The organism is Streptomyces sp. NPDC016459, assembly GCF_040632845.1.
Lineage (GTDB): Bacteria > Actinomycetota > Actinomycetes > Streptomycetales > Streptomycetaceae > Streptomyces.
Map to the genome: position 1 here is coordinate 211,319 of NZ_JBEYCR010000003.1, position 17,218 is coordinate 228,536.

A 17,218-nucleotide genomic window follows, 5' to 3' on the forward strand; every position below is an offset into this window, starting at 1 on the left:
CGCCCGGGCGCCCCCGGCCGACGCGTCGACCCCGACCGCCCGAGCGCCCCTGCCCGCCGCGCCGTACTAACCCGCCCCGTCGCCCCCGGCCTCACCGCGCGACCTCCGGCCGCACCCGTTCGCCGTGGTCGAGCCGATGGACCGCGACCTTCGGGGCGAGCCGGGCCGCGTGCCGTACGAACTCGTCGCCCGGCGCGTGGAACTCGTGCGGCCGGACCCCGTCGAGACCGATCGGCCAGTACGTGCCGTAGTGCACCGGGACCGCCGCCGCGGGTGACAGCGCGGCGAGCGCCTCGGCGGCCCGGCCCGCGTCCAGGTGGCCGTGTCCGAGGTACGGGCCCCAGCCGCCGACCGGCAGCAGTGCCACGTCCACCGGCCCCACCGCCTCCGCCATCCCGTCGAACAGGCCCGTGTCCCCGGCGAAGTACGTCCGCGCCTCGCCCTCGACGACGTACCCGAGGGCGGGCGCGCGGTGCGGTCCGACCGGCAGCCGTCGCCCGTCGTGGAGCGCCGGCACGGCCCGTACCGTCACTCCCTCCACCGTCACGGTGTCACCCGGCTCGACCTCGGTCAGCCGCACCCCGTTCCCGTCGAGCCTGCGCAGTCCCGGTACGGCGGCGGGGGCGCCGCGCGGCACGACGAGCAGGGTCCCGGGCGCGAGCCGGGCGAGCGAGGGCAGATGCAGGTGGTCGGAGTGCAGGTGCGAGACGAGGACGGCCTCGGCGACCGCCGCCTCGGGCGGGGGCAGGGCCCCTCGCCGTCGCCGCAGATGGGCGAGCCGCCGGGCGAACAGCGGATCGGTGAGGAAGCGGACCCCGGAGTCCTCGACCGTGCAGGTCGCATGACCCCACCAGGTGACCTCCACCGGCATGCCGCCTTCCGCTCTCGTGGGCTCCGGCCGCCGTTCACGATGTCCACGGCCGTCCCGTACCTCCGTAACGAGGGTAAATGCCCGGGGCGGGCGCCGGAGGATGTTCGGCCGTGCCGGACCGCAGTAGGGTCGGCCCATGGACGACGTTCGGGTGGCGGCGATCGCCAGCCTCACCCCGCTCGAAGAGCTGGACAGCGAGCCCTTCCTTGTCGACACGCGCCGCCAGCACGCGGTGTGTGCCCGCTGGGCCGACGGCAAGGGGTACGTGGTCGCCCGCCAGTTGCTGTTCTACGGCATCAGGCCCGACCACGCGGCCCTGTGGGCGGACGTGGAGGCGGGGGCGGTCGACCTGTTCGTCGCAGCCAACGAGCGGGTCCTCGCCCGCGCGTTGACCTCCGTGCCCGGCTTCCGCGCCGAGTGCGCGCGGCGCGGGGTGCGCGTGGAGACCGTCTGTCCCGACGAACCGGCGTACGACGCGGCGGCCAAGGCGGGGGTCCACCGCCGGCTCTCCATGCCGACGGCCGGGTACGACGGCTGCTGAACGGCGGTCCTCCCGCCCACGGTGCTCCGCACGCGGCCGGGCTCACGGCCCGACACGTGGCCTGACACGTGACCTGTCGCCTCACGGACGCAGGATCTGTCAGGTGACCTGTCGCCTCACGGACGCAGGATCTGTCAGGTGACCTGTCGCCTTACGGACGCAGGATCTGTCAGGTGACTGACGCCTCACCGACGCATGACCCTCCGGTGACCTGACACGGACCTGACACATGACCTGACACATGACCTGACACACCAGGGCCGATCGCCGTCGCCCCTTGTCCCCGTCGGCCGAGGGCGTTGTGCCACGCTTGCACCAGGAAACGGGCGAAAGGTGAGGCGGGCGTGGGTGACGGGCGATGGGGTGGCGCCGACCGCTGGCGGTCCGCGGGCCGTGCGCTGGGGCAGGTCGCGGTGGTCTGGGCGGTGTCCACGCTCACCCTGCTGATCCTCGCCGGGCTGCTCCCCGACTTCCACCTCCAGTCCCCCGACGGCGACACCTTCACGAGGACGGCGCTCACCGCCGCTGCGGCGGCCGGCGCCTTCGGTCTGCTCGGCGCGCTCGTGTGGCCGCTGCTCGTGCGGGCGCTGCTGCTCGTCCCGGCCCTCGTCCTCGGCCTGCTCGGCTTCTTCCTCAACGGCTCGCTGCTGCTCGTCGCGCTCTGGCTGGTGCCCGACGGGCGAGGGGCCGCCGACCCCGAGACGGCCGTCGTGGTCGCCGCCGTCATATCCGCCGTCGCCTCAGCCACCTCCACCGCCCTCGCCGTCCGCGACGACGACGCCTACCGGCGCCGCCTCTACCGGCTCACCGGCCGCACCCGGCCCCGCGCGCCGGGCGATGCCCCCGAGCAGGTCCCCGGCACGGTCTTCCTCCAGCTCGACGGCGTCGGCCACCACGTGCTGCGCGGCGCCGTCGCCGCCGGGCTCATGCCGACCGTCGCGGGCCTGATCGACGCCGGCCACCGGCTCGTTCCCTGGCGTACCGACTGGTCCAGCCAGACCGGCGCGAGCCAGCTCGGCATCCTGCACGGCTCCAACGAGGACGTGCCCGCCTTCCGCTGGTACGAGAAGGACACCGGCCGGATCATGGTGGCGAACCGTCCGGCCAGTGCCGTCGAGCTCCAGCGCCGGGCCGTGCGCCGTACCGGGGACGGCGGGCTGCTCACCTTCGACGGGGCCTCCCGGGGCAACCTCTTCAGCGGCGGCGCCGACCAGGTCGCCCTCGTCCTGTCGGTGGCCGCCCGCCGTGGCCGTCGCAACCGCTCACGGGCCGGTTACTTCGCGTACTTCTCCGACCCGGCCAACGCCGTCCGTACCGCCGGATCGTTCGTCGCCGAATGCGTCCGCGAGGTGGGGGAGTCGGTCCGGGCGCTGTTGCGCCGCGAGACGCCGAGGGTCTCGCGCGGCGGCACGTACCCCTTCGTCCGCGCCTTCGCGACGGTCCTGGAACGGGACGTCGTGGTCTCCGCCGTGATGGGCGACATGCTGGCGGGGCGGACCGCCGTCTACGCCGACCTCGTCGCCTACGACGAGGTCGCCCACCACTCGGGTCCGCACGGCCGGGACACCGACCGGGTCCTGCGGCGCCTCGACCGCTCCGTCGCGCTCATCGCCACCGTCTCCGAGCACGCCCCGCGCCCGTACCGGATCGTGCTGCTCTCCGACCACGGGCAGAGCCCCGGCGAGACCTTCGAGGGGGCGTACGGACTGACGCTGAAGGACCTCGTCAGGGCGGGGTGCGGGCTTCCCGTGCCACGTCGGGTGGGCAGGACCCGCAGCGGTTCGGAGGCGCGGGACGCGGCCAGGGACGCGCTGCGCCTCGCGCTCCACCGGCCGGTGGACGAGACCGACGAGACGGCGCGTGAGCTGCCCGCCCGGCCCTCCGAACCGGTCGTCCTCGCCTCGGGCAACCTCGGCCTCGTCTCCTTCCCCGACGTGCCGCACCGGATGACCCGGGAGGAGATCGACCGGCGCCACCCCGCCCTGCTCCGCACGCTCGCGAACCATCCGGGCGTCGGCTTCGTGCTCGTGGCGAGCGCCGAGCACGGCTCGGTGGTGCTCGCCCGTGACGGGGCGGAGGTGCCGGTCGCCCAGCTCGACGACGGGGGGCCGCTGGCCGTCTTCGGGCGGGGCGCGGCACGGGCGGTGCGACGTACGGACGGTTTCCCGCACGTCGCGGACATCATGGTCAACTCCATGTACGACCCGGTGACCGGCACCGTGCACGCCTTCGAGGAGCAGATCGGTTCGCACGGCGGTATGGGCGGCGAGCAGTCGTGTCCCTTCCTCCTCTCGCCGCCGGAGCTGTCGCCGCCGGTGGCCGAAGGGGAGGAGCTGGTCGGCGCGGAGCAGGTGCACCGGGTGCTGCGGCGGTGGCTGCGCGAGTGCTCGGGCCCGCAGGTGCCGGTGTCCCCGCTCGCGTCCCTGGACTCGTCCGACGGCGGATCGGGACCGCTCCTTCCGGTGGACGACCCGGTCGCGCAGGACGAGAACCACTGATGCGGGCGCCTGTTCGTCGCGAGCGGTCGATGGTCCGGACGCATACGACGGACCGCGTCCCAGGGCTTCTGGCACGGCGAGTAGCCGCCCCCCTGACGCCGACTTGACGCTCACGCGCCCGGCCCGCCGGCGACGCGCGGTCGCCAGGCCTGGCGACCCCCGGAGGTGACCGCCGTGGCGGTGAAACAGGGGCCCCACCCGTAGGCCGCTCGGGCGGATCTCGGGCCCGGGGCGCCGCGCCGGGACCCCGGCGGGGCAGTACGGATCTCCATGAGCCCCGCGCCCGAGCCGACCGTCGAGCCCGCCGCCCCGGCGGGCCGCCCGGCACGCCCGGACCGGCGCCGCCGCCCCTGGGTCACGCTGCTCCTGATCCTCGCCGCCCTGCTCGGCGCCGGGGCCGGGGCCACGCTCACCGGCGGCGCCGAACTCCGGCCCGCCTCCGCCGCCCCGGCCCCCGACCCGAGCGGGGAGACCCACGATCCTGCCTCCACCGAGGCCGGGCTCGCCGGCCGCTCCCGACGCCACCGGACCGGCCTCCGGCCCGTCCGGCCCCGACACCCGGCCTTCGGCGCCCGCAGGCACCGTCGGATTCCGGTTCCCGCCCCCGTACCCGCCCCGCGCGGCGACGTGCTCCGGTGCGTGGTGATGCGCTGCTGAGGAGGCCCGCCTCCCCGCAGCCCCCGACATCCCCCCGCACCAACGAGGAGTTCCGTCATGCCCGTCGACCCCTTCGCCGTCCTCCAGGCCCTGCTGCGCGCCGAGGCCTCCCGCTCCCTGCGCACGGATGCCTCGGGCTCCCCGCGCACGGAGGCTTCGCGTTCCGTGAGTACGGAGGTCTCCGGCTCCCCGCGTACCGGGGCTTCGCGCTCCGTGAGTATGGAGACCTCCGGCTTCCGGCGTACGGAGGCCTCGCGCTCCGTGAGTACGGAGGGTTCCGGCTCCCCGCGTACCGGGGCTTCGCGCTCCCCGCGTACGGAGCCCTACGGCTCCCCGCGTCGGGCGCCCGAGACCCGGGCCGCCGCCCCGGCCTCCGATCCGCTCCCCGCGCCCGAGACGCCCGCACGCCGGGAGGACCGCGTCCGCTGACGCCGGGCCCGAGGTGAACCGTGGTGTCCCGAGGCACCCCCCGGGTGGCCCGCTGCGACCGGCGGCCGGTATGCGCGGCGCGCCTCCCCGTCGCCGGGCCCGCGCATTACCTCCCGGGTAATCGACCCCCCGCCGGTCGAGCGGCATGCTCGTGGACACCGGGACCCGGGCGGCGCACTCCGCTCGGGCTCCGGGCTCCCACCTGCGCCAACGTCCCTCTGGAGGGTGATCCGCCATGTCCCAGGCCCTGCTCACCGGTCTCGCCCGCACCACCCGGCCCCAGGCCGCGCTCCGCCGGTTCCTCGCCCTCGACGCCGTCGTCACCGGGGCCAACGGCATCGCCTACGCCGTCGCCTCCGGGCCGCTGGGGGAGTTCCTCGGGATCGACGCGGGCCTCCTGCTCGAACTCGGCGTCCTCCTCACCGTGTACGCCGCCGGCGTCGCCTGGCTCGCCTCCCGCCCGCAGCCCCCGGCGACCGCCGTGAAGCTGGTCGTCGACGTCAACGCGCTCTGGGCCGTCCTCAGCGTCGTCGCCCTCGTCGCCTGGCTGGAGCCGACCACCGCGGGTCTCGTCTGGACGCCGCTCCAGGCGGCCACCGTCGCCGGCTTCGGCGCGCTCCAGTGGACCGCCCTCCGGGCCTCCACGACATGAGGCCCGCTTCTCGGATCAGCCCTGATCGCTGAACGGCGGCAGCGACCGCAGGTACGTGACCGTCGCCGGGTCGGCCGGGAGGAACGTCTCGATGGCCAGCTCGGCGACCGTCACGTCCAGCGGCGTGTTGAACGTCGAGATCGACGACACGAACGACAGCACCCGCCCGTCGTGCTCGACACGGAGCGGCAGCGCGAAGTACGGGTACGCCTCCGGGTCCGGGGCGTCCGGCGCGTCCGGGGCACGCTCCTCGTCCGTGCCCGGCGGCAGCGGATACGCCGCCACCTCCGCGTAGAGAGCCCGCAGCGACTCCGAGCGGGCCAGGGCGATCTGACGTTCCATCTGGTGCAGCAGATGCCCCCGCCACTCCGACAGGTTCCGGATCCGGGGCGCGAGTCCCTCCGGGTGCAGGGTGATCCGCATCGCGTTCAGCGGCGGGGTCAGCAGATGCTCCGGCAGCCCGTCGAGCAGCAGCCCGATGCCCCGGTTGGCCGCCACCACCGTGTACGAACCGTCCACCACCAGCGCCGGATACGGCTCGTACCCCTGCAACAGGCGCTCGATGCCGTCCCGGAGCGTCTCCAGGCGCGGGGCGTCGAGCGGCGACTCCGTGTACCGGGGTGCGTATCCGGCGGCGAGCAGCAGCACGTTCCGCTCGCGTACCGGCACCTCCAGGTGCTCGGCCAGCTTCAGGATCATCTCCTCGCTCGGCCGGGACCGGCCCGTCTCCACGAACGAGATGTGCCGCGCCGAGGAGTCGGCGCGCAGCGCGAGCTCCAGTTGGCTCAACCGCCGTTGCTCACGCCAGCCGCGCAGCAGCGGTCCCACGCCCGTGTCGCTCACGACAGTTGTCATGGCCAGACGGTATCCCAGAGGTGGACCCGGGTACGTTCCTTCCGGGACCCCTGTCCGTCACCCGCGCCACCCGACCGGAGGGAGCACCGCCGTGCCCACACAGCCGCTGTCGCAGAAGGAGATCGAGGACCGTCTGCGGGAGCTCCCCGGGTGGTCCGTCGAGGACGACCGCCTCACCCGCCGCTACCGGCTCGGTGACCACTTCGCGGCGACCGCGCTCGTCGTCCACGTGGCGCGGATCCAGCAGGAGCTGGACCACCACTCGGACCTGACCCTCGGCTACGACACCGTCTCCGTGTCCGTGCACACCCACTCCGCCGGTGGCGCCGTCACCGAGAAGGACTTCGAACTCGCCGAGCGCGTCCAGGGGATCGCCCCCGGCCACGGGGCCGACTGACCGTTCCCGTCGGGTGCCGGCCACCGCTCGTAGGATCCCCGGCATGACGGAGACCCTGCTCGACTACGAGGCCGAGGCGGCGCACTACGACCGGACCCGGGGCGGAGTGCCCCGGGCCGCGGCGGCGGCCGAAGCCGTCCTGCGGCTCGTGCCGCCCGGCGCCCGGACACTGCTCGACCTCGCCTGCGGCACCGGCCTCGTCACCGAACGGCTCACCCGGCCAGGACTGCGCGTCCACGGCGCCGACGCCGCCCACGCCATGCTGCGGGTCGCCGCCGCACGCGTACCCGACCGCGTCGTACGCGCCGACGCCCGGCGGCTGCCGCTGCCCGACGCCTCCCTCGACGCGGTCTGCGCCGTCTGGCTGCTGCACCTCGTGCCGTTCACCGCGGAGATCGTCGCCGAGGCGGCCCGCGTCCTGCGCCCCGGCGGAGTCCTGATCGCCACCGTCGACAAGGACGCGGCCCACGACGTCGGCAGCGACATCGACGAGATCCTCCGCCCGCACCGGTCCGCTGCGGCGGCGTCCGACCGGGCCGAGCTGATCGCTCGTCACGCCGTCGCCCACGGTCTCGAACCCGCCTCCGGCACCCGGTTCACGGGCCACGGCCAGGGCGCCACCCCGCGCGACACCGTACGCAAGCTGCGCGCCGGCCACTTCGCCTCCTGGTTCGACGGCGACACCGCGGCCTCCACCACGATCGCCGCCGCCCTCACGGCCCTCCCGGACCAGGACCGCCCCCGTGACGATCCTCGCTACCGGCTGGCCCGCTTCGTCAGGCGCCGCTGAGCCGGTTCGCCCGGGCGACGGCCGCCTCGCCTGCCGTCGAGGGGGCCGGGAGCCTCACCCCGTCACCTCCGTCGTGCCCGAGGGCAGCGCGTCCCCGAGATAGCCGGCCAGATCCGGCGCGTCGGGCGCCAGGACGTGACGGACCCAGGCGCTCCGCTCGTGCCCCAGCGGCGCCAGCTCCCACACACAGCCAATCCACGAGCGGTCCACCCGCACGAAGCGCGTCGGATCGGTGTCGGGACAGCCGAGGACGGGCTGTCCCGCCGCCCCGCCGCCGAAGTGGAGCACGTTGTCCCACACCCAGCTGTACGCGTTGAGGTACGCGCCGGTGTCGCCGCCCCGGTGCAGCACCACGAAACCCGCCGCCGGCGTGCCGTCCGCCGGCGGCAGCAACTCCGGCAGCAGCGCGTACGCCGCCTTCTCCACCTCCGGTTCGATGCCCGCGCGATCGGCGGTGACGTGATAGCGCTTGAGCTGCCGCCCGCCGATCTCGACCGGCGGCAGCGCGAGGAGGAACTTCTCTGCGAAAGCCATGGCTGGACTGTAGGACCGCTTCACTGACACCTTGTGTCAGTGAAGTCCAGCCGGCTCATCTCGATCCTCCTGCTGCTCCAGACCCGGGGCCGGATGACGGCCGCCGAGCTCGCGGAGGAGCTGGAGGTCTCCGTCCGCACCGTCTACCGCGACGTCGACTCCCTGCACGCCGCGGGGGTACCGCTCTACGGCGACGCCGGACACCGCGGCGGCTACCGGCTCCTCGCCGGACACCGCAACCGCCTCACCGACCTGTACGCCCGCGAGGCCGAGGCACTGGTCCTCGCCGGCCTGCCCGGCGCCGCCGAAGAACTCGGCCTCGGGCCGCACTTCGCCGAAGCGCAGCTGAAACTGCGCGCCGGCCTCCCCGTACCGCTGCGCGAGCACGTCGACCGGCTGCGGGCCCGCTTCCACATCGACGCCCCCGGCTGGTACGACGAGGGCACCGAAGCCCCGTTCCTGCCCCAGGTCGCCGACGCCGTCCGCACCGGCCGCGCCCTCGAACTCCGCTACCGGCGCTGGCGGACACCGACCGACGTCGACCGCCGCCTCGAACCGTACGGACTCGTGCTCAAGGCCGGCCGCTGGTACCTGATCGCAGGACCCGGACCGCGCACCTACCGCGTCGACCAGATCCTCGACCTCACCGTCACCGACGACGAGGTCACCATCCCGGAGGGCTTCGACCTCGCCGGCCACTGGCGCGAGAGCCAGGCCGACTTCCACGCCCGGCTCCACGCGGACGAGGCCGTCGTGCGCGTCTCCGCGTCCGGCGCGGCCCGGCTGACCGGCGCCGCGGCCCGGGCGCTCGCCGCGACCGGCACCCCGGAACCCGACGGCTGGACCCGCGCCACCCTCCCCGTCGAATCGGCCGACCACGCCCACGACACCTTCCTCGCCCTCGGCACGGAGGTGGAGGTACTGGCCCCCGAGGAGCTCCGCACCCGCGTCGCCGCGACCGTACGGACCCTGGCCCGGCGCTACGCCTGAACCGGTCTCAGGCGCCCTGACCGCCCCAGGCCTCCGCGGCGAACGCGGCGAACGAGCGAGGCTCGCGGCCCAGGACCCGCTTCACCCCGTCCGTCGCCGAGGCGTTGTGGCCGTCGAGGAGCGTCGCGAACAGGGCCGCGAGCCATCCCGCCTCGGCCTCCGGCAGTCCGAACCCGGCCAGGAGCCCCGCGTACTCGGCCTCCGACATCGCCCGATAGACCACCGGGCGCCCCGAGGCACGCGAGATCTCCGCCGCCACCTCCGCGAAGCCCATCGGTCGCGGCCCCGTCACCTCGTGCACCCGCCCCGCGTGCCCGTCCGCCGTCAGGGTCTCCACGATGACGTCCGCCAGATCGTCCACGTCGATGAACGGCTCGGCCGTGTCACCCGCCGGGAAGACCAGCTCCCCCTCCGTGACGCCCTCCGCGAGCATCCCCTCGGTGAAGTTCTGCGCGAAGAACGAGGCCCGGACGACGGCTAGTTCGACGCCGTCGGCGGCCACCCTCAGCGCCTCCTCCGCCACCAGCGCCTCGGGCTCCCCGCGCCCGGACAGCACCGTCAGTCGGCGCACACCGCTCTCGGCGGCGAGGCGGCCGAAGGTGCTCATCGCCTCCACCGCGCCGGGCGCGGCGAGGTCCGGGTAGTAGGCCACGTACGCGGCGTCCGCGCCCCACAGCGCCGGCGCCCAGGTCGCGGAGTCCTCCCAGTCGAAGGGGGTCGACCCGGTACGGGAACCGGCGCGGACCGTCGCCCCGCGGGCCGCGAGCCGCTCGGCCACGCGCCGCCCGGTCTTGCCGGTGGCGCTCGTGACGAGGAACGTCCGCGGGGTGTCGTTCGCGTCGGTCGTGTCGTTCGTCGTGCTCGTCTGGTTCGTGTGCGTCGTCATGGCTCAAGACTCCCGCCCACGGACGCCGTTGCCCATGCTCCGCAGTCTCAAGCCCCTACGCCTGCGTCTCACTCCCCAGGGTCTTCCGTCCGGTCCAGGCCCGGCCTGATCCAAACGAAAGGCCCTAGGCTCTCCCTCCATGGACGCACTCGCCGGACTGCTCGACGGGCCCCGCGCCCGGGGCGCCTTCCTCCTCCGCATGATCATGGACCCGCCATGGTCCGTGCGCATCGAGGACGGGGCGCCGATCTGCCTGATGTGCGTCACCGAGGGCGAGGCCTGGCTCGTCCCCGACACCGGCGAGCCCGTCCTCCTGCGGCCCGGGGACATCGCCATCGCCCGCGGTCCCGAGCCGTACACCGTCGGCGACGCCCCCGACGCCCCGCCGCGCGCTCTCGTCGGCCCCGGCGGCGTCTGCACCACCCTCAGTGGGGAGCCGCTCGCCGAGGCCATGCGGCTCGGCGTCCGTACCTGGGGCAACGCGCCCGACGGCGGCACCACGCTCCTCGTCGGCACCTACCGGATGGACGGCGAGGTCGGCCGGCGACTGCTCGACGCCCTCCCCAGGCTGCTCCACCTGCCCGCCGACGCGTGGAACTGCCCCCTCATGCCCTTCCTCGGCGAGGAGATCGCCCGCGACGAACCCGGCCAGTCCGTCGTCCTCGACCGGGTCCTCGACCTGATGCTGATCGCCGGCGTCCGTGCCTGGTTCGCCCGGCCCGGCGCCGAGGCGCCCGCCTGGTACCGGGCCATGGGCGACCCCGTGGTCGGCAGGGCGCTGCGGCTGCTCCAGAACGACCCCGCCCACCCCTGGACCGTCGCCTCACTCGCGGCGAAGACGGGCGTGTCCCGAGCCGCCCTCGCCCGCCGTTTCACCGCACTCGTCGGTGAGCCCCCCATGGCGTACCTCGCGGGCTGGCGGCTCGCGCACGCGGCCGACCTGCTGCGCGAGACGGACGCCACGGTCGAGACGGTGGCCCGGCAGGTGGGCTACAGCGGAGCGTTCGCACTGAGCGCCGCGTTCAAACGGGTCCGAGGGGTGAGCCCGCAGGAACACCGGGCCGGTGCTTGACGGGGCCGGTGCCCGGCCGGGCGGGTGCCTGACCGGGTCGGTGCCTGGCCGGGCGGGTGCCTGACCCGGTCGGTGCCTGGCCGGGCGGCGCCTCCATCACCCCCCCCGGGCTCTTTGCCGGACCGGCAATATTTCTCGCGCCTCGCGCCGACTTCGCGGAGGCTGGGCCCATGAGTCAGCACAGCGAATCCCCGCACACGCACGGCGGTCAGGGACACAAAAACGATCACGATCACGATCACGGGCAGGGTCACGGGCCGACCCACGCCCATGGTCCCGCGCAGGGCCACCGTCACGACGGCGGCCACCCGGACTGGAACGAGATCGCCCCCCTCCTGGAGCGGCAGGCCGAGATCGCGAGCCCCGCCTACGCGGACGCCGCCGCGTGGCTCGGCACGCTCGCCCCGGCGCAGGGCGTCCGCCGGATCCTCGACGTGGGCAGTGGCCCCGGCGTCGTCACCGCCGTGCTGGCCGACGCCTTCCCGGCCGCCGAGGCGGTCGCCGTCGACGGCACTCCCGAACTCCTCGCCCGCGCCCTCGCCCGCGCCGAAGCGCGCGGCCTCGGCGCCCGGGTCTCCACCATCCACGCCGAACTCCCCGACGGCATCGCCGGCCTCGGGCAGGCGGACCTGATCTGGGCCGGCAACTCCCTGCACCACATCGGGGACCAGCGGGCCGCGCTGGTGGAGTTCGCCGGGCTGCTCAACCCCGGCGGCCTGATGGTCCTCGTCGAGGGCGGCCTGCCCACCCGGCACCTGCCCCGGCACATCGGGATCGGCCGGCCGGGCCTCGAGGAGCGTCTCGACGCCGCCCACGCGGACGGGTTCAGCGAGATGCGCGCCGAACTCCCCGGGGCCGAGGACGAGCCGGAGGACTGGCGGGCGCTCCTCGCGGCTGCCGGCCTCACCCCCGCCGGCACCCGCACGTTCCTCACCGACGTGCCCGCGCCGGTCTCCCCGGTCGTGCGGGAGTTGGCGCTCGCCCACTACACACGGCTCAGGGACGGCTTCGGCGCCCGGCTCGACGCGGACGACCGGACGACGCTCGACCGGCTCCTCGACCCGTCCGACGAACTGTCCCTGCACCACCGCCCGGACCTGTTCCACCTCACGGCCCGTACGGTCCACACCGCCCGCAAGGGCTGACGGCGCGGAGGGCCGCCCGGGTCAGGACACCGGCTCCAGCCGCCACCACTGGAACGGGGAGTCGGTGTCCTCCCACTGCCGTACGTTCCCCCCGTCGGCCGTCGAGCCGTCCGCGACCTCCAGGCACAGCCCGCTGATGAAGCTCACGAGCGCGACCGTCCCGGGCGACTGGAGGTCCTGCTCGACGATCCACTCCTGCGCCCCGAAGTTGTTCGCCTTCCACTGCTGGACGTTGGCGCCGTTCTCCGTGGACGCGTTGGCGACGTCGAGCCGCTTCCCGCTGGCCGCGTTGACCAGGTGGTAGAGCCCGCCGCCGTTCGGCACGGGCGTGATGTGCCAGTGCTGCCCCGGAGTTCCGTTCCCCGTGCCCTGCTGCACGTTCGCCCCGCTGCGGCCCGACCCCTCGTACACCTCGAGGAGCAGCCCGCTGCCGACGTTCCGCACCCGGTACAGCCCCTCCTCGACGGGCCCCGGAGAACCACTCACCGTACCGACTCCTTCTGCTCGCACTGCCGTTGGACATCACGGCACGCGACCGCGAAGGGCCCCCACGGGCCGTCACCGACCCTATGTCCCGGGTCTGACAGCGCGGCCACCGCCGCTCACGCGGCCCCCGGCCGACGGGCTACCGAGCAGGGGCACCCCGTCGGCGACCGCGCCGCACCGCGGCGACGGCACGGTGCCACGGGGTCCTCCGTCTTCAGGCGCCGGCGCTGAACTCCGCCGGGTCCGGGCCCAGTCGGCGGTTCTCGTCGAGCGCGGCGATCGCCGCCAGGTCCTCGGCGTCCAGTTCGAAGCCGAAGACGTCGATGTTCTCCCGGATGCGGGACGGGGTGACCGACTTCGGGATCACCACGTTCCCCAGCTGGAGGTGCCAGCGCAGCACGACCTGCGCCGGAGTCCGGCCGTGCTTGCGGCCGATCGCGACGATCGCCGGCACGTCCAGGAGCCCCTTGCCGGAGCCGAGCGGCGACCACGCCTCGGTCGCGATGCCGAGCCGGTCGTGCGCCTCACGGGCGGCCCGCTGGGGGAGCTGCGGGTGGAGTTCGATCTGGTTGACGGCGGGCACCACCGAGGTCTCCTCGATCAGCCGCTCCAGGTGCTCGGGGAGGAAGTTCGACACGCCGATCGCCTTGGCACGCCCGTCGGCGTAGATCTTCTCGAACGCCCGGTACGTGTCGACGTACGCGTCCTTCGCGGGGACCGGCCAGTGGATCAGGTACAGATCGACGTAGTCGAGTCCCAGCTTGTCGAGCGAGGCGTCGAAGGCCTTCAGCGTCGAGTCGTAGCCCTGCTCGCTGTTCCACAGCTTGGTGGTGACGAACAGGTCCTCGCGGGCGATCCCGGAAGCGGCGACGGCACGGCCCGTGCCCTCCTCGTTCCCGTAGATCGCGGCGGTGTCGATCGAGCGGTAGCCGGCCTCCAGGGCCGTCGTCACGGCGGCCGCCGCCTCGTCGTCCGGCACCTGCCAGACACCGAAGCCCAGCTGCGGCATCCGGACGCCGTTGTCGAGGGTGACGGAGGGAACCTTGCTGTCCGTGCTCACGTGGGAGGGATCCTTACCTTGTCGCGAATCGTGACGGCCCTACGTCCGCCGAAGGCCGTACGGCCACTCCCAGCGTCAACGATCACGGGCCGTTCCGCATTCCGCATTCCGCCCTCCACGTCCCGCGTCACGTCGTGGGATCCGCTCGCGGGCGGCTCAGCCGTACAGCGCGGCGACCTCCGCCGCGTACGCCCGCTCGATCGCCTTCCGCTTCAGCTTCAGGGACGGGGTGAGCAGCCCGTGCTCCTCGCTGAACGGATGCGCCAGGATCCGGAAGGTGCGGATCGACTCGGCCTGCGAGACCAGCGTGTTCGCCGCCACCACCCCCCGCCGGATCTCGGTCTCCAGAGCCGGGTCCCGCACCATCTCCGCCGGGGCGAGCGGCGCCCGCCCCTGCATCGCCAGCCAGTGCTCCACCGCCTCCTGGTCGACCGTCACCAGGGCGGCGATGTACGGCCGGTCGTTGCCGACGACGATGCACTGGGCGATCAGCGGGTGCGCCCGCACCCGCTCCTCCAGACCGGCGGGGGCGACGCTCTTGCCGCCCGAGGTCACCAGGATCTCCTTCTTCCGGCCGGTGATCGTCAGATAACCGTCCTCGTCGAGGGCCCCGAGGTCCCCCGTGGCCAGCCATCCGTCGTTGAGGACGGCCGCGGTCGCCTCGGGATCGTTGAGGTACCCGGAGAAGACCTGACCGCCGTGCAGCCACACCTCACCGTCCTCCGCGATGTGCACCGTCGTGCCCGGGACGGGCTGCCCGACCGTGCCGTACCTCGTGCGCTCGGGCGGGTTCGCGGTGGCGGCGGCCGAGGACTCGGTGAGCCCGTACCCCTCGAACACCGTGACCCCCGCACCCGCGAAGAACAGCCCGGTCACGCGGTCCATCGCCGAGCCGCCCGACATCGCGTGCCGCAGCCGCCCGCCCAGGGCCGCCCGGACCTTCCCGTACACCGTCCGCTCGAAGAACCGGTGCTGCACGCGCAGCGCCGCCGAAGGGCCCGGACCCGTCCCGAACGCCTTCTGCTCCAGCGCCTCCGCGTAGGCGACCGCCACCTCCACCGCCTTGTCGAAGGGCCCCGCCTTCCCCTCCCGCTCCGCCTTGCGGCGCGCAGCGGCGAAGACCTTCTCGAAGACGTACGGAACGGCGAGCACGAAACTCGGCCGGAACGCCGCCAGGTCCGGAAGCAGCTCGCCGGCCGCCATCACCGGCTGGTGGCCCAGCTTCACCCCGCTGCGGACGGCCGCGACCTCCACCATCCGGCCGAAGACGTGCGCGAGCGGCAGGAACAGCAGCGTCGACGCCTGTTCCCCCGGCCGCGAACGGAACACCGGCTCCCAGCGGCCCACCAGCATGTCCGTCTCGAACATGAAGTTGGAATGGGTGATCACACAGCCCTTGGGGCGGCCGGTCGTCCCCGACGTGTAGATGACCGTCGCCACCGTCTCCGGGGTCACCGCCCGCCGGTGCCGGTGCACGACCTCCTCGTCGATGTCCGTCCCCGCCGCGGTCACCTCGGCCACCGCGCCCGCGTCCAGCTGCCACAGCCGCCGCAGCAGGGGCAGCCGGTCGATCACCGAGCCGATCGTCATCGCGTGGTCCTCGTGTTCCACCACGCACGCCGTGACCTCGGAGTCGTGCAGCATCCAGAAGACCTGCTCGGCGGAGGACGTCGGATAGACCGGCACGGACTGCACGCCCAGCGACCAGAGCGCGAAGTCGAACAGCGTCCACTCGTAGCGGGTACGGGCCATGATCGCGACCCGGTCGCCGAACCGCACCCCCTCCGCGATCAGCCCCCTCGCGAGGCCGAGGACCTCGTCCCGGAACCGCGCCGCCGTCACGTCCCGCCAGTCCCCGTCCGGGCCCTTCCGGCCGAACACGATCCGGTCGGGCTCCGCGAGGGCGCGCTCGTACAGGGCGTCCGCCAGACCGCCGACCTGAGGCGCCGCCTCGACGGGCGGCACGGTGAACTCGCGCACTGACCTGCTCCTCGACGGCTCGGTGGCTGGAAAAGCCCGTTTGTCGCGCTCCGTACGGCGCGGGTGACGGTACCCCACACGACTCCCCGGCGGCAGGGCCTTCACCAAGCCGGAACCTTCCCCGTTCCCACAGGTCAGGGCGGGTGGAGAGGCCAAGTCACGGGCACCCCGGGGCCGTTACCGACCACCCGGTACGTCCGCCGGGCGGGAATCTCCACGGAATCTGTACCGGCCGCTCACCGCAGCGCCGCCCGGAGGTGATGCGACGTCCGGTCAGCGGGGCCTGTACGACCGGGGCTCTGCCCGACCGCTGGCCCGGCGCGGGTGGCCGGCCGCCCGAGCACCGGGGCTTGCCCGGTCGAGTCCCCGCCCGCTCACCCGGGCGTGTGTGAGCTGGTGGCTGCCCGACCACCCGGTCCTGGGCAAGCGGGTCGTCGCCCGATCACCCAAGCCTGCACGGCTGGTCGTCGCCCGATCACCCCGGCCTGTGCAGGCGGTCGCCGCCCACCAGGATCGCCTCCGCCAGCGCGTCCGCCGCCTCCTGCACCGCCCCGCCCCGGCGCCCGCCCCGCAGGACGAAACCGACGTCCCCCAGCTCCGGGAGCCCCGCGCGGGCCGGGACCGGCACCAGGCCCGGCGGCACCAAGCCCCTCGTGTGCGCCATCACCCCGAGCCCCGCGCGGGCCGCCGCCACGTTCGCGCTCAGGCTGGAACTCGTACACGCGATCCGCCACGCCCTGCCCTGCGCCTCCAGCGCCTCCAGGGCGCGCGCCCGGGTGATCCCCGGCGGCGGGTACAGGATGAGCGGCACCGGCCGCTCCGGATCCAGCCGCAGCCCCGGCGCACCGATCCAGATCAGCGTGTCCTCCCACACGAGCCGGCCCTCGCTCTCCGTCCCGCGCCGCTTCGCCAGGATCAGATCGAGCCGGCCGGCCGCCAGCCGGGCCTGGAGCGTGCCCGACAGCTCGACCGTCAGCTCCAGGTCGACCTCGGGGTGGTCGCGCCGGAACGACTCCAGGATCTCCGGCAGCCGGGTCGTGACGAAGTCCTCCGACGCGCCGAAGCGCAGCCGCCCGCGCAGCCGGGTCCCGCCGAAGAAGGCCAACGCGCGCTCGTGCGCCTGAAGGATCGAGCGCGCGAAGCCGAGCATCGCCTCCCCGTCCTCCGTGAGCGCCACCCGGTGCGTGTCGCGGGTGAACAGCGGCCGCCCGGTCGCCTCCTCGAGGCGCCGTACATGCTGGCTGACCGTCGACTGGCGCAGCCCGAGGCGGTCGGCGGCCCGGGTGAAGCTGAGCGTCTGGGCCACGGCGAGGAAGGTACGCAGGTGCGTGGGCTCGTACACGGGACGACCGTACGCTCATCACGCTTCATGATG

Annotated in this window: 18 protein-coding genes; 10 read left to right on the forward strand and 8 right to left on the reverse strand. The window is 74.2% G+C overall.

The features are described 5' to 3' along the window. Positions 1–91 precede the first annotated feature (91 nt). Positions 92–871: an MBL fold metallo-hydrolase gene (locus tag ABZ567_RS11125; RefSeq protein WP_360786924.1), complete on the reverse strand. Its 780-nt coding sequence runs from the start codon at positions 869–871 to the stop codon at positions 92–94. Between the two features lie 136 nt (positions 872–1,007). On the opposite strand from ABZ567_RS11125, the gene ABZ567_RS11130 reads away from it, so the two are divergent. The 5 genes from ABZ567_RS11130 (at position 1,008) to ABZ567_RS11150 (ending at position 5,648) form a co-directional block, all read left to right on the forward strand. Further along, the gene (locus ABZ567_RS11130; protein WP_360786927.1) at positions 1,008–1,412 is read left to right on the forward strand and encodes a hypothetical protein; all 405 of its coding nucleotides are present in this window, start codon (positions 1,008–1,010) and stop codon (positions 1,410–1,412) included. 344 nt (positions 1,413–1,756) lie between these two features. After that, on the forward strand, positions 1,757–3,910 hold the full coding sequence (locus ABZ567_RS11135; RefSeq protein ID WP_360786930.1) for a phage holin family protein: 2,154 nt from the start codon (positions 1,757–1,759) through the stop codon (positions 3,908–3,910). Between the two features lie 270 nt (positions 3,911–4,180). After that, positions 4,181–4,567, forward strand: a complete 387-nt coding sequence (locus tag ABZ567_RS11140; protein ID WP_360786932.1) for a hypothetical protein — start codon at positions 4,181–4,183, stop codon at positions 4,565–4,567. 57 nt (positions 4,568–4,624) lie between these two features. Continuing rightward, a complete protein-coding gene (locus tag ABZ567_RS11145) occupies positions 4,625–4,996 on the forward strand; it encodes a hypothetical protein (RefSeq protein WP_360786935.1) in 372 nt (123 codons plus the stop codon). A gap of 235 nt (positions 4,997–5,231) precedes the next feature. Continuing rightward, the gene (locus ABZ567_RS11150; protein ID WP_360786937.1) at positions 5,232–5,648 is read left to right on the forward strand and encodes a hypothetical protein; all 417 of its coding nucleotides are present in this window, start codon (positions 5,232–5,234) and stop codon (positions 5,646–5,648) included. A gap of 15 nt (positions 5,649–5,663) precedes the next feature. Here the strand turns inward: ABZ567_RS11150 and ABZ567_RS11155 are convergent, their stop codons facing one another. Continuing rightward, positions 5,664–6,503 carry a helix-turn-helix transcriptional regulator gene (locus ABZ567_RS11155; RefSeq protein WP_360786939.1) on the reverse strand — a complete coding sequence of 280 codons (840 nt, stop codon included), beginning with the start codon at positions 6,501–6,503 and terminating at the stop codon, positions 5,664–5,666. A 91-nt stretch (positions 6,504–6,594) separates the two neighbouring features. Between ABZ567_RS11155 and ABZ567_RS11160 the strand changes: the two genes are divergently transcribed. After that, the gene (locus ABZ567_RS11160; RefSeq protein WP_360786941.1) at positions 6,595–6,900 is read left to right on the forward strand and encodes a 4a-hydroxytetrahydrobiopterin dehydratase; all 306 of its coding nucleotides are present in this window, start codon (positions 6,595–6,597) and stop codon (positions 6,898–6,900) included. A gap of 43 nt (positions 6,901–6,943) precedes the next feature. Continuing rightward, the gene (locus tag ABZ567_RS11165) at positions 6,944–7,690 is read left to right on the forward strand and encodes a class I SAM-dependent methyltransferase (protein ID WP_360786944.1); all 747 of its coding nucleotides are present in this window, start codon (positions 6,944–6,946) and stop codon (positions 7,688–7,690) included. 54 nt (positions 7,691–7,744) lie between these two features. Here ABZ567_RS11165 and ABZ567_RS11170 read toward each other — a convergent pair whose 3' ends face one another. Next, positions 7,745–8,224 carry a hypothetical protein gene (locus ABZ567_RS11170; RefSeq protein WP_360786947.1) on the reverse strand — a complete coding sequence of 160 codons (480 nt, stop codon included), beginning with the start codon at positions 8,222–8,224 and terminating at the stop codon, positions 7,745–7,747. A gap of 39 nt (positions 8,225–8,263) precedes the next feature. Between ABZ567_RS11170 and ABZ567_RS11175 the strand changes: the two genes are divergently transcribed. After that, on the forward strand, positions 8,264–9,214 hold the full coding sequence (locus ABZ567_RS11175; protein ID WP_360786949.1) for a WYL domain-containing protein: 951 nt from the start codon (positions 8,264–8,266) through the stop codon (positions 9,212–9,214). Positions 9,215–9,221: 7 nt separating this feature from the next. Here ABZ567_RS11175 and ABZ567_RS11180 read toward each other — a convergent pair whose 3' ends face one another. Next, on the reverse strand, positions 9,222–10,100 hold the full coding sequence (locus tag ABZ567_RS11180) for an NmrA family transcriptional regulator (RefSeq protein ID WP_360786952.1): 879 nt from the start codon (positions 10,098–10,100) through the stop codon (positions 9,222–9,224). A 139-nt stretch (positions 10,101–10,239) separates the two neighbouring features. Here ABZ567_RS11180 and ABZ567_RS11185 point away from each other — a divergent pair, with 139 nt between their 5' ends. Both ABZ567_RS11185 and ABZ567_RS11190 read left to right on the forward strand, forming a co-directional pair. Next, entirely contained in the window at positions 10,240–11,172 is a 933-nt protein-coding gene (locus ABZ567_RS11185; RefSeq protein WP_360786955.1) for an AraC family transcriptional regulator, read from the forward strand. A 170-nt stretch (positions 11,173–11,342) separates the two neighbouring features. Next, the gene (locus ABZ567_RS11190) at positions 11,343–12,317 is read left to right on the forward strand and encodes a class I SAM-dependent methyltransferase (protein ID WP_360786958.1); all 975 of its coding nucleotides are present in this window, start codon (positions 11,343–11,345) and stop codon (positions 12,315–12,317) included. A 21-nt stretch (positions 12,318–12,338) separates the two neighbouring features. Here the strand turns inward: ABZ567_RS11190 and ABZ567_RS11195 are convergent, their stop codons facing one another. From ABZ567_RS11195 to ABZ567_RS11210, 4 genes are all read right to left on the reverse strand, one after another. Then, positions 12,339–12,803, reverse strand: coding sequence for an RICIN domain-containing protein (locus ABZ567_RS11195; protein ID WP_360786961.1), 465 nt, complete (start codon positions 12,801–12,803; stop codon positions 12,339–12,341). A gap of 214 nt (positions 12,804–13,017) precedes the next feature. Further along, positions 13,018–13,812 (reverse strand): aldo/keto reductase, encoded by a 795-nt coding sequence (locus ABZ567_RS11200; protein WP_360787608.1) that lies wholly within the window; start codon positions 13,810–13,812, stop codon positions 13,018–13,020. Positions 13,813–14,019: 207 nt separating this feature from the next. Beyond that, positions 14,020–15,843, reverse strand: coding sequence for an AMP-dependent synthetase/ligase (locus tag ABZ567_RS11205; protein ID WP_360786963.1), 1,824 nt, complete (start codon positions 15,841–15,843; stop codon positions 14,020–14,022). Positions 15,844–16,318: 475 nt separating this feature from the next. Next, entirely contained in the window at positions 16,319–17,185 is an 867-nt protein-coding gene (locus ABZ567_RS11210) for a LysR substrate-binding domain-containing protein (RefSeq protein ID WP_360786966.1), read from the reverse strand. Positions 17,186–17,218 lie beyond the last annotated feature (33 nt).

Coding starts and splice junctions, on each gene's coding strand:
- ABZ567_RS11125 (WP_360786924.1), bottom strand. CDS start 871: ATGCCGGTGGAGGTCACCTGGTGGGGTCATGCGACCTGCACGGTCGAG.
- ABZ567_RS11165 (WP_360786944.1), top strand. CDS start 6,944: ATGACGGAGACCCTGCTCGACTACGAGGCCGAGGCGGCGCACTACGAC.
- ABZ567_RS11150 (WP_360786937.1), top strand. CDS start 5,232: ATGTCCCAGGCCCTGCTCACCGGTCTCGCCCGCACCACCCGGCCCCAG.
- ABZ567_RS11190 (WP_360786958.1), top strand. CDS start 11,343: ATGAGTCAGCACAGCGAATCCCCGCACACGCACGGCGGTCAGGGACAC.
- ABZ567_RS11145 (WP_360786935.1), top strand. CDS start 4,625: ATGCCCGTCGACCCCTTCGCCGTCCTCCAGGCCCTGCTGCGCGCCGAG.
- ABZ567_RS11180 (WP_360786952.1), bottom strand. CDS start 10,100: ATGACGACGCACACGAACCAGACGAGCACGACGAACGACACGACCGAC.
- ABZ567_RS11130 (WP_360786927.1), top strand. CDS start 1,008: ATGGACGACGTTCGGGTGGCGGCGATCGCCAGCCTCACCCCGCTCGAA.
- ABZ567_RS11155 (WP_360786939.1), bottom strand. CDS start 6,503: ATGACAACTGTCGTGAGCGACACGGGCGTGGGACCGCTGCTGCGCGGC.
- ABZ567_RS11200 (WP_360787608.1), bottom strand. CDS start 13,812: ATGCCGCAGCTGGGCTTCGGTGTCTGGCAGGTGCCGGACGACGAGGCG.
- ABZ567_RS11170 (WP_360786947.1), bottom strand. CDS start 8,224: ATGGCTTTCGCAGAGAAGTTCCTCCTCGCGCTGCCGCCGGTCGAGATC.
- ABZ567_RS11140 (WP_360786932.1), top strand. CDS start 4,181: ATGAGCCCCGCGCCCGAGCCGACCGTCGAGCCCGCCGCCCCGGCGGGC.
- ABZ567_RS11185 (WP_360786955.1), top strand. CDS start 10,240: ATGGACGCACTCGCCGGACTGCTCGACGGGCCCCGCGCCCGGGGCGCC.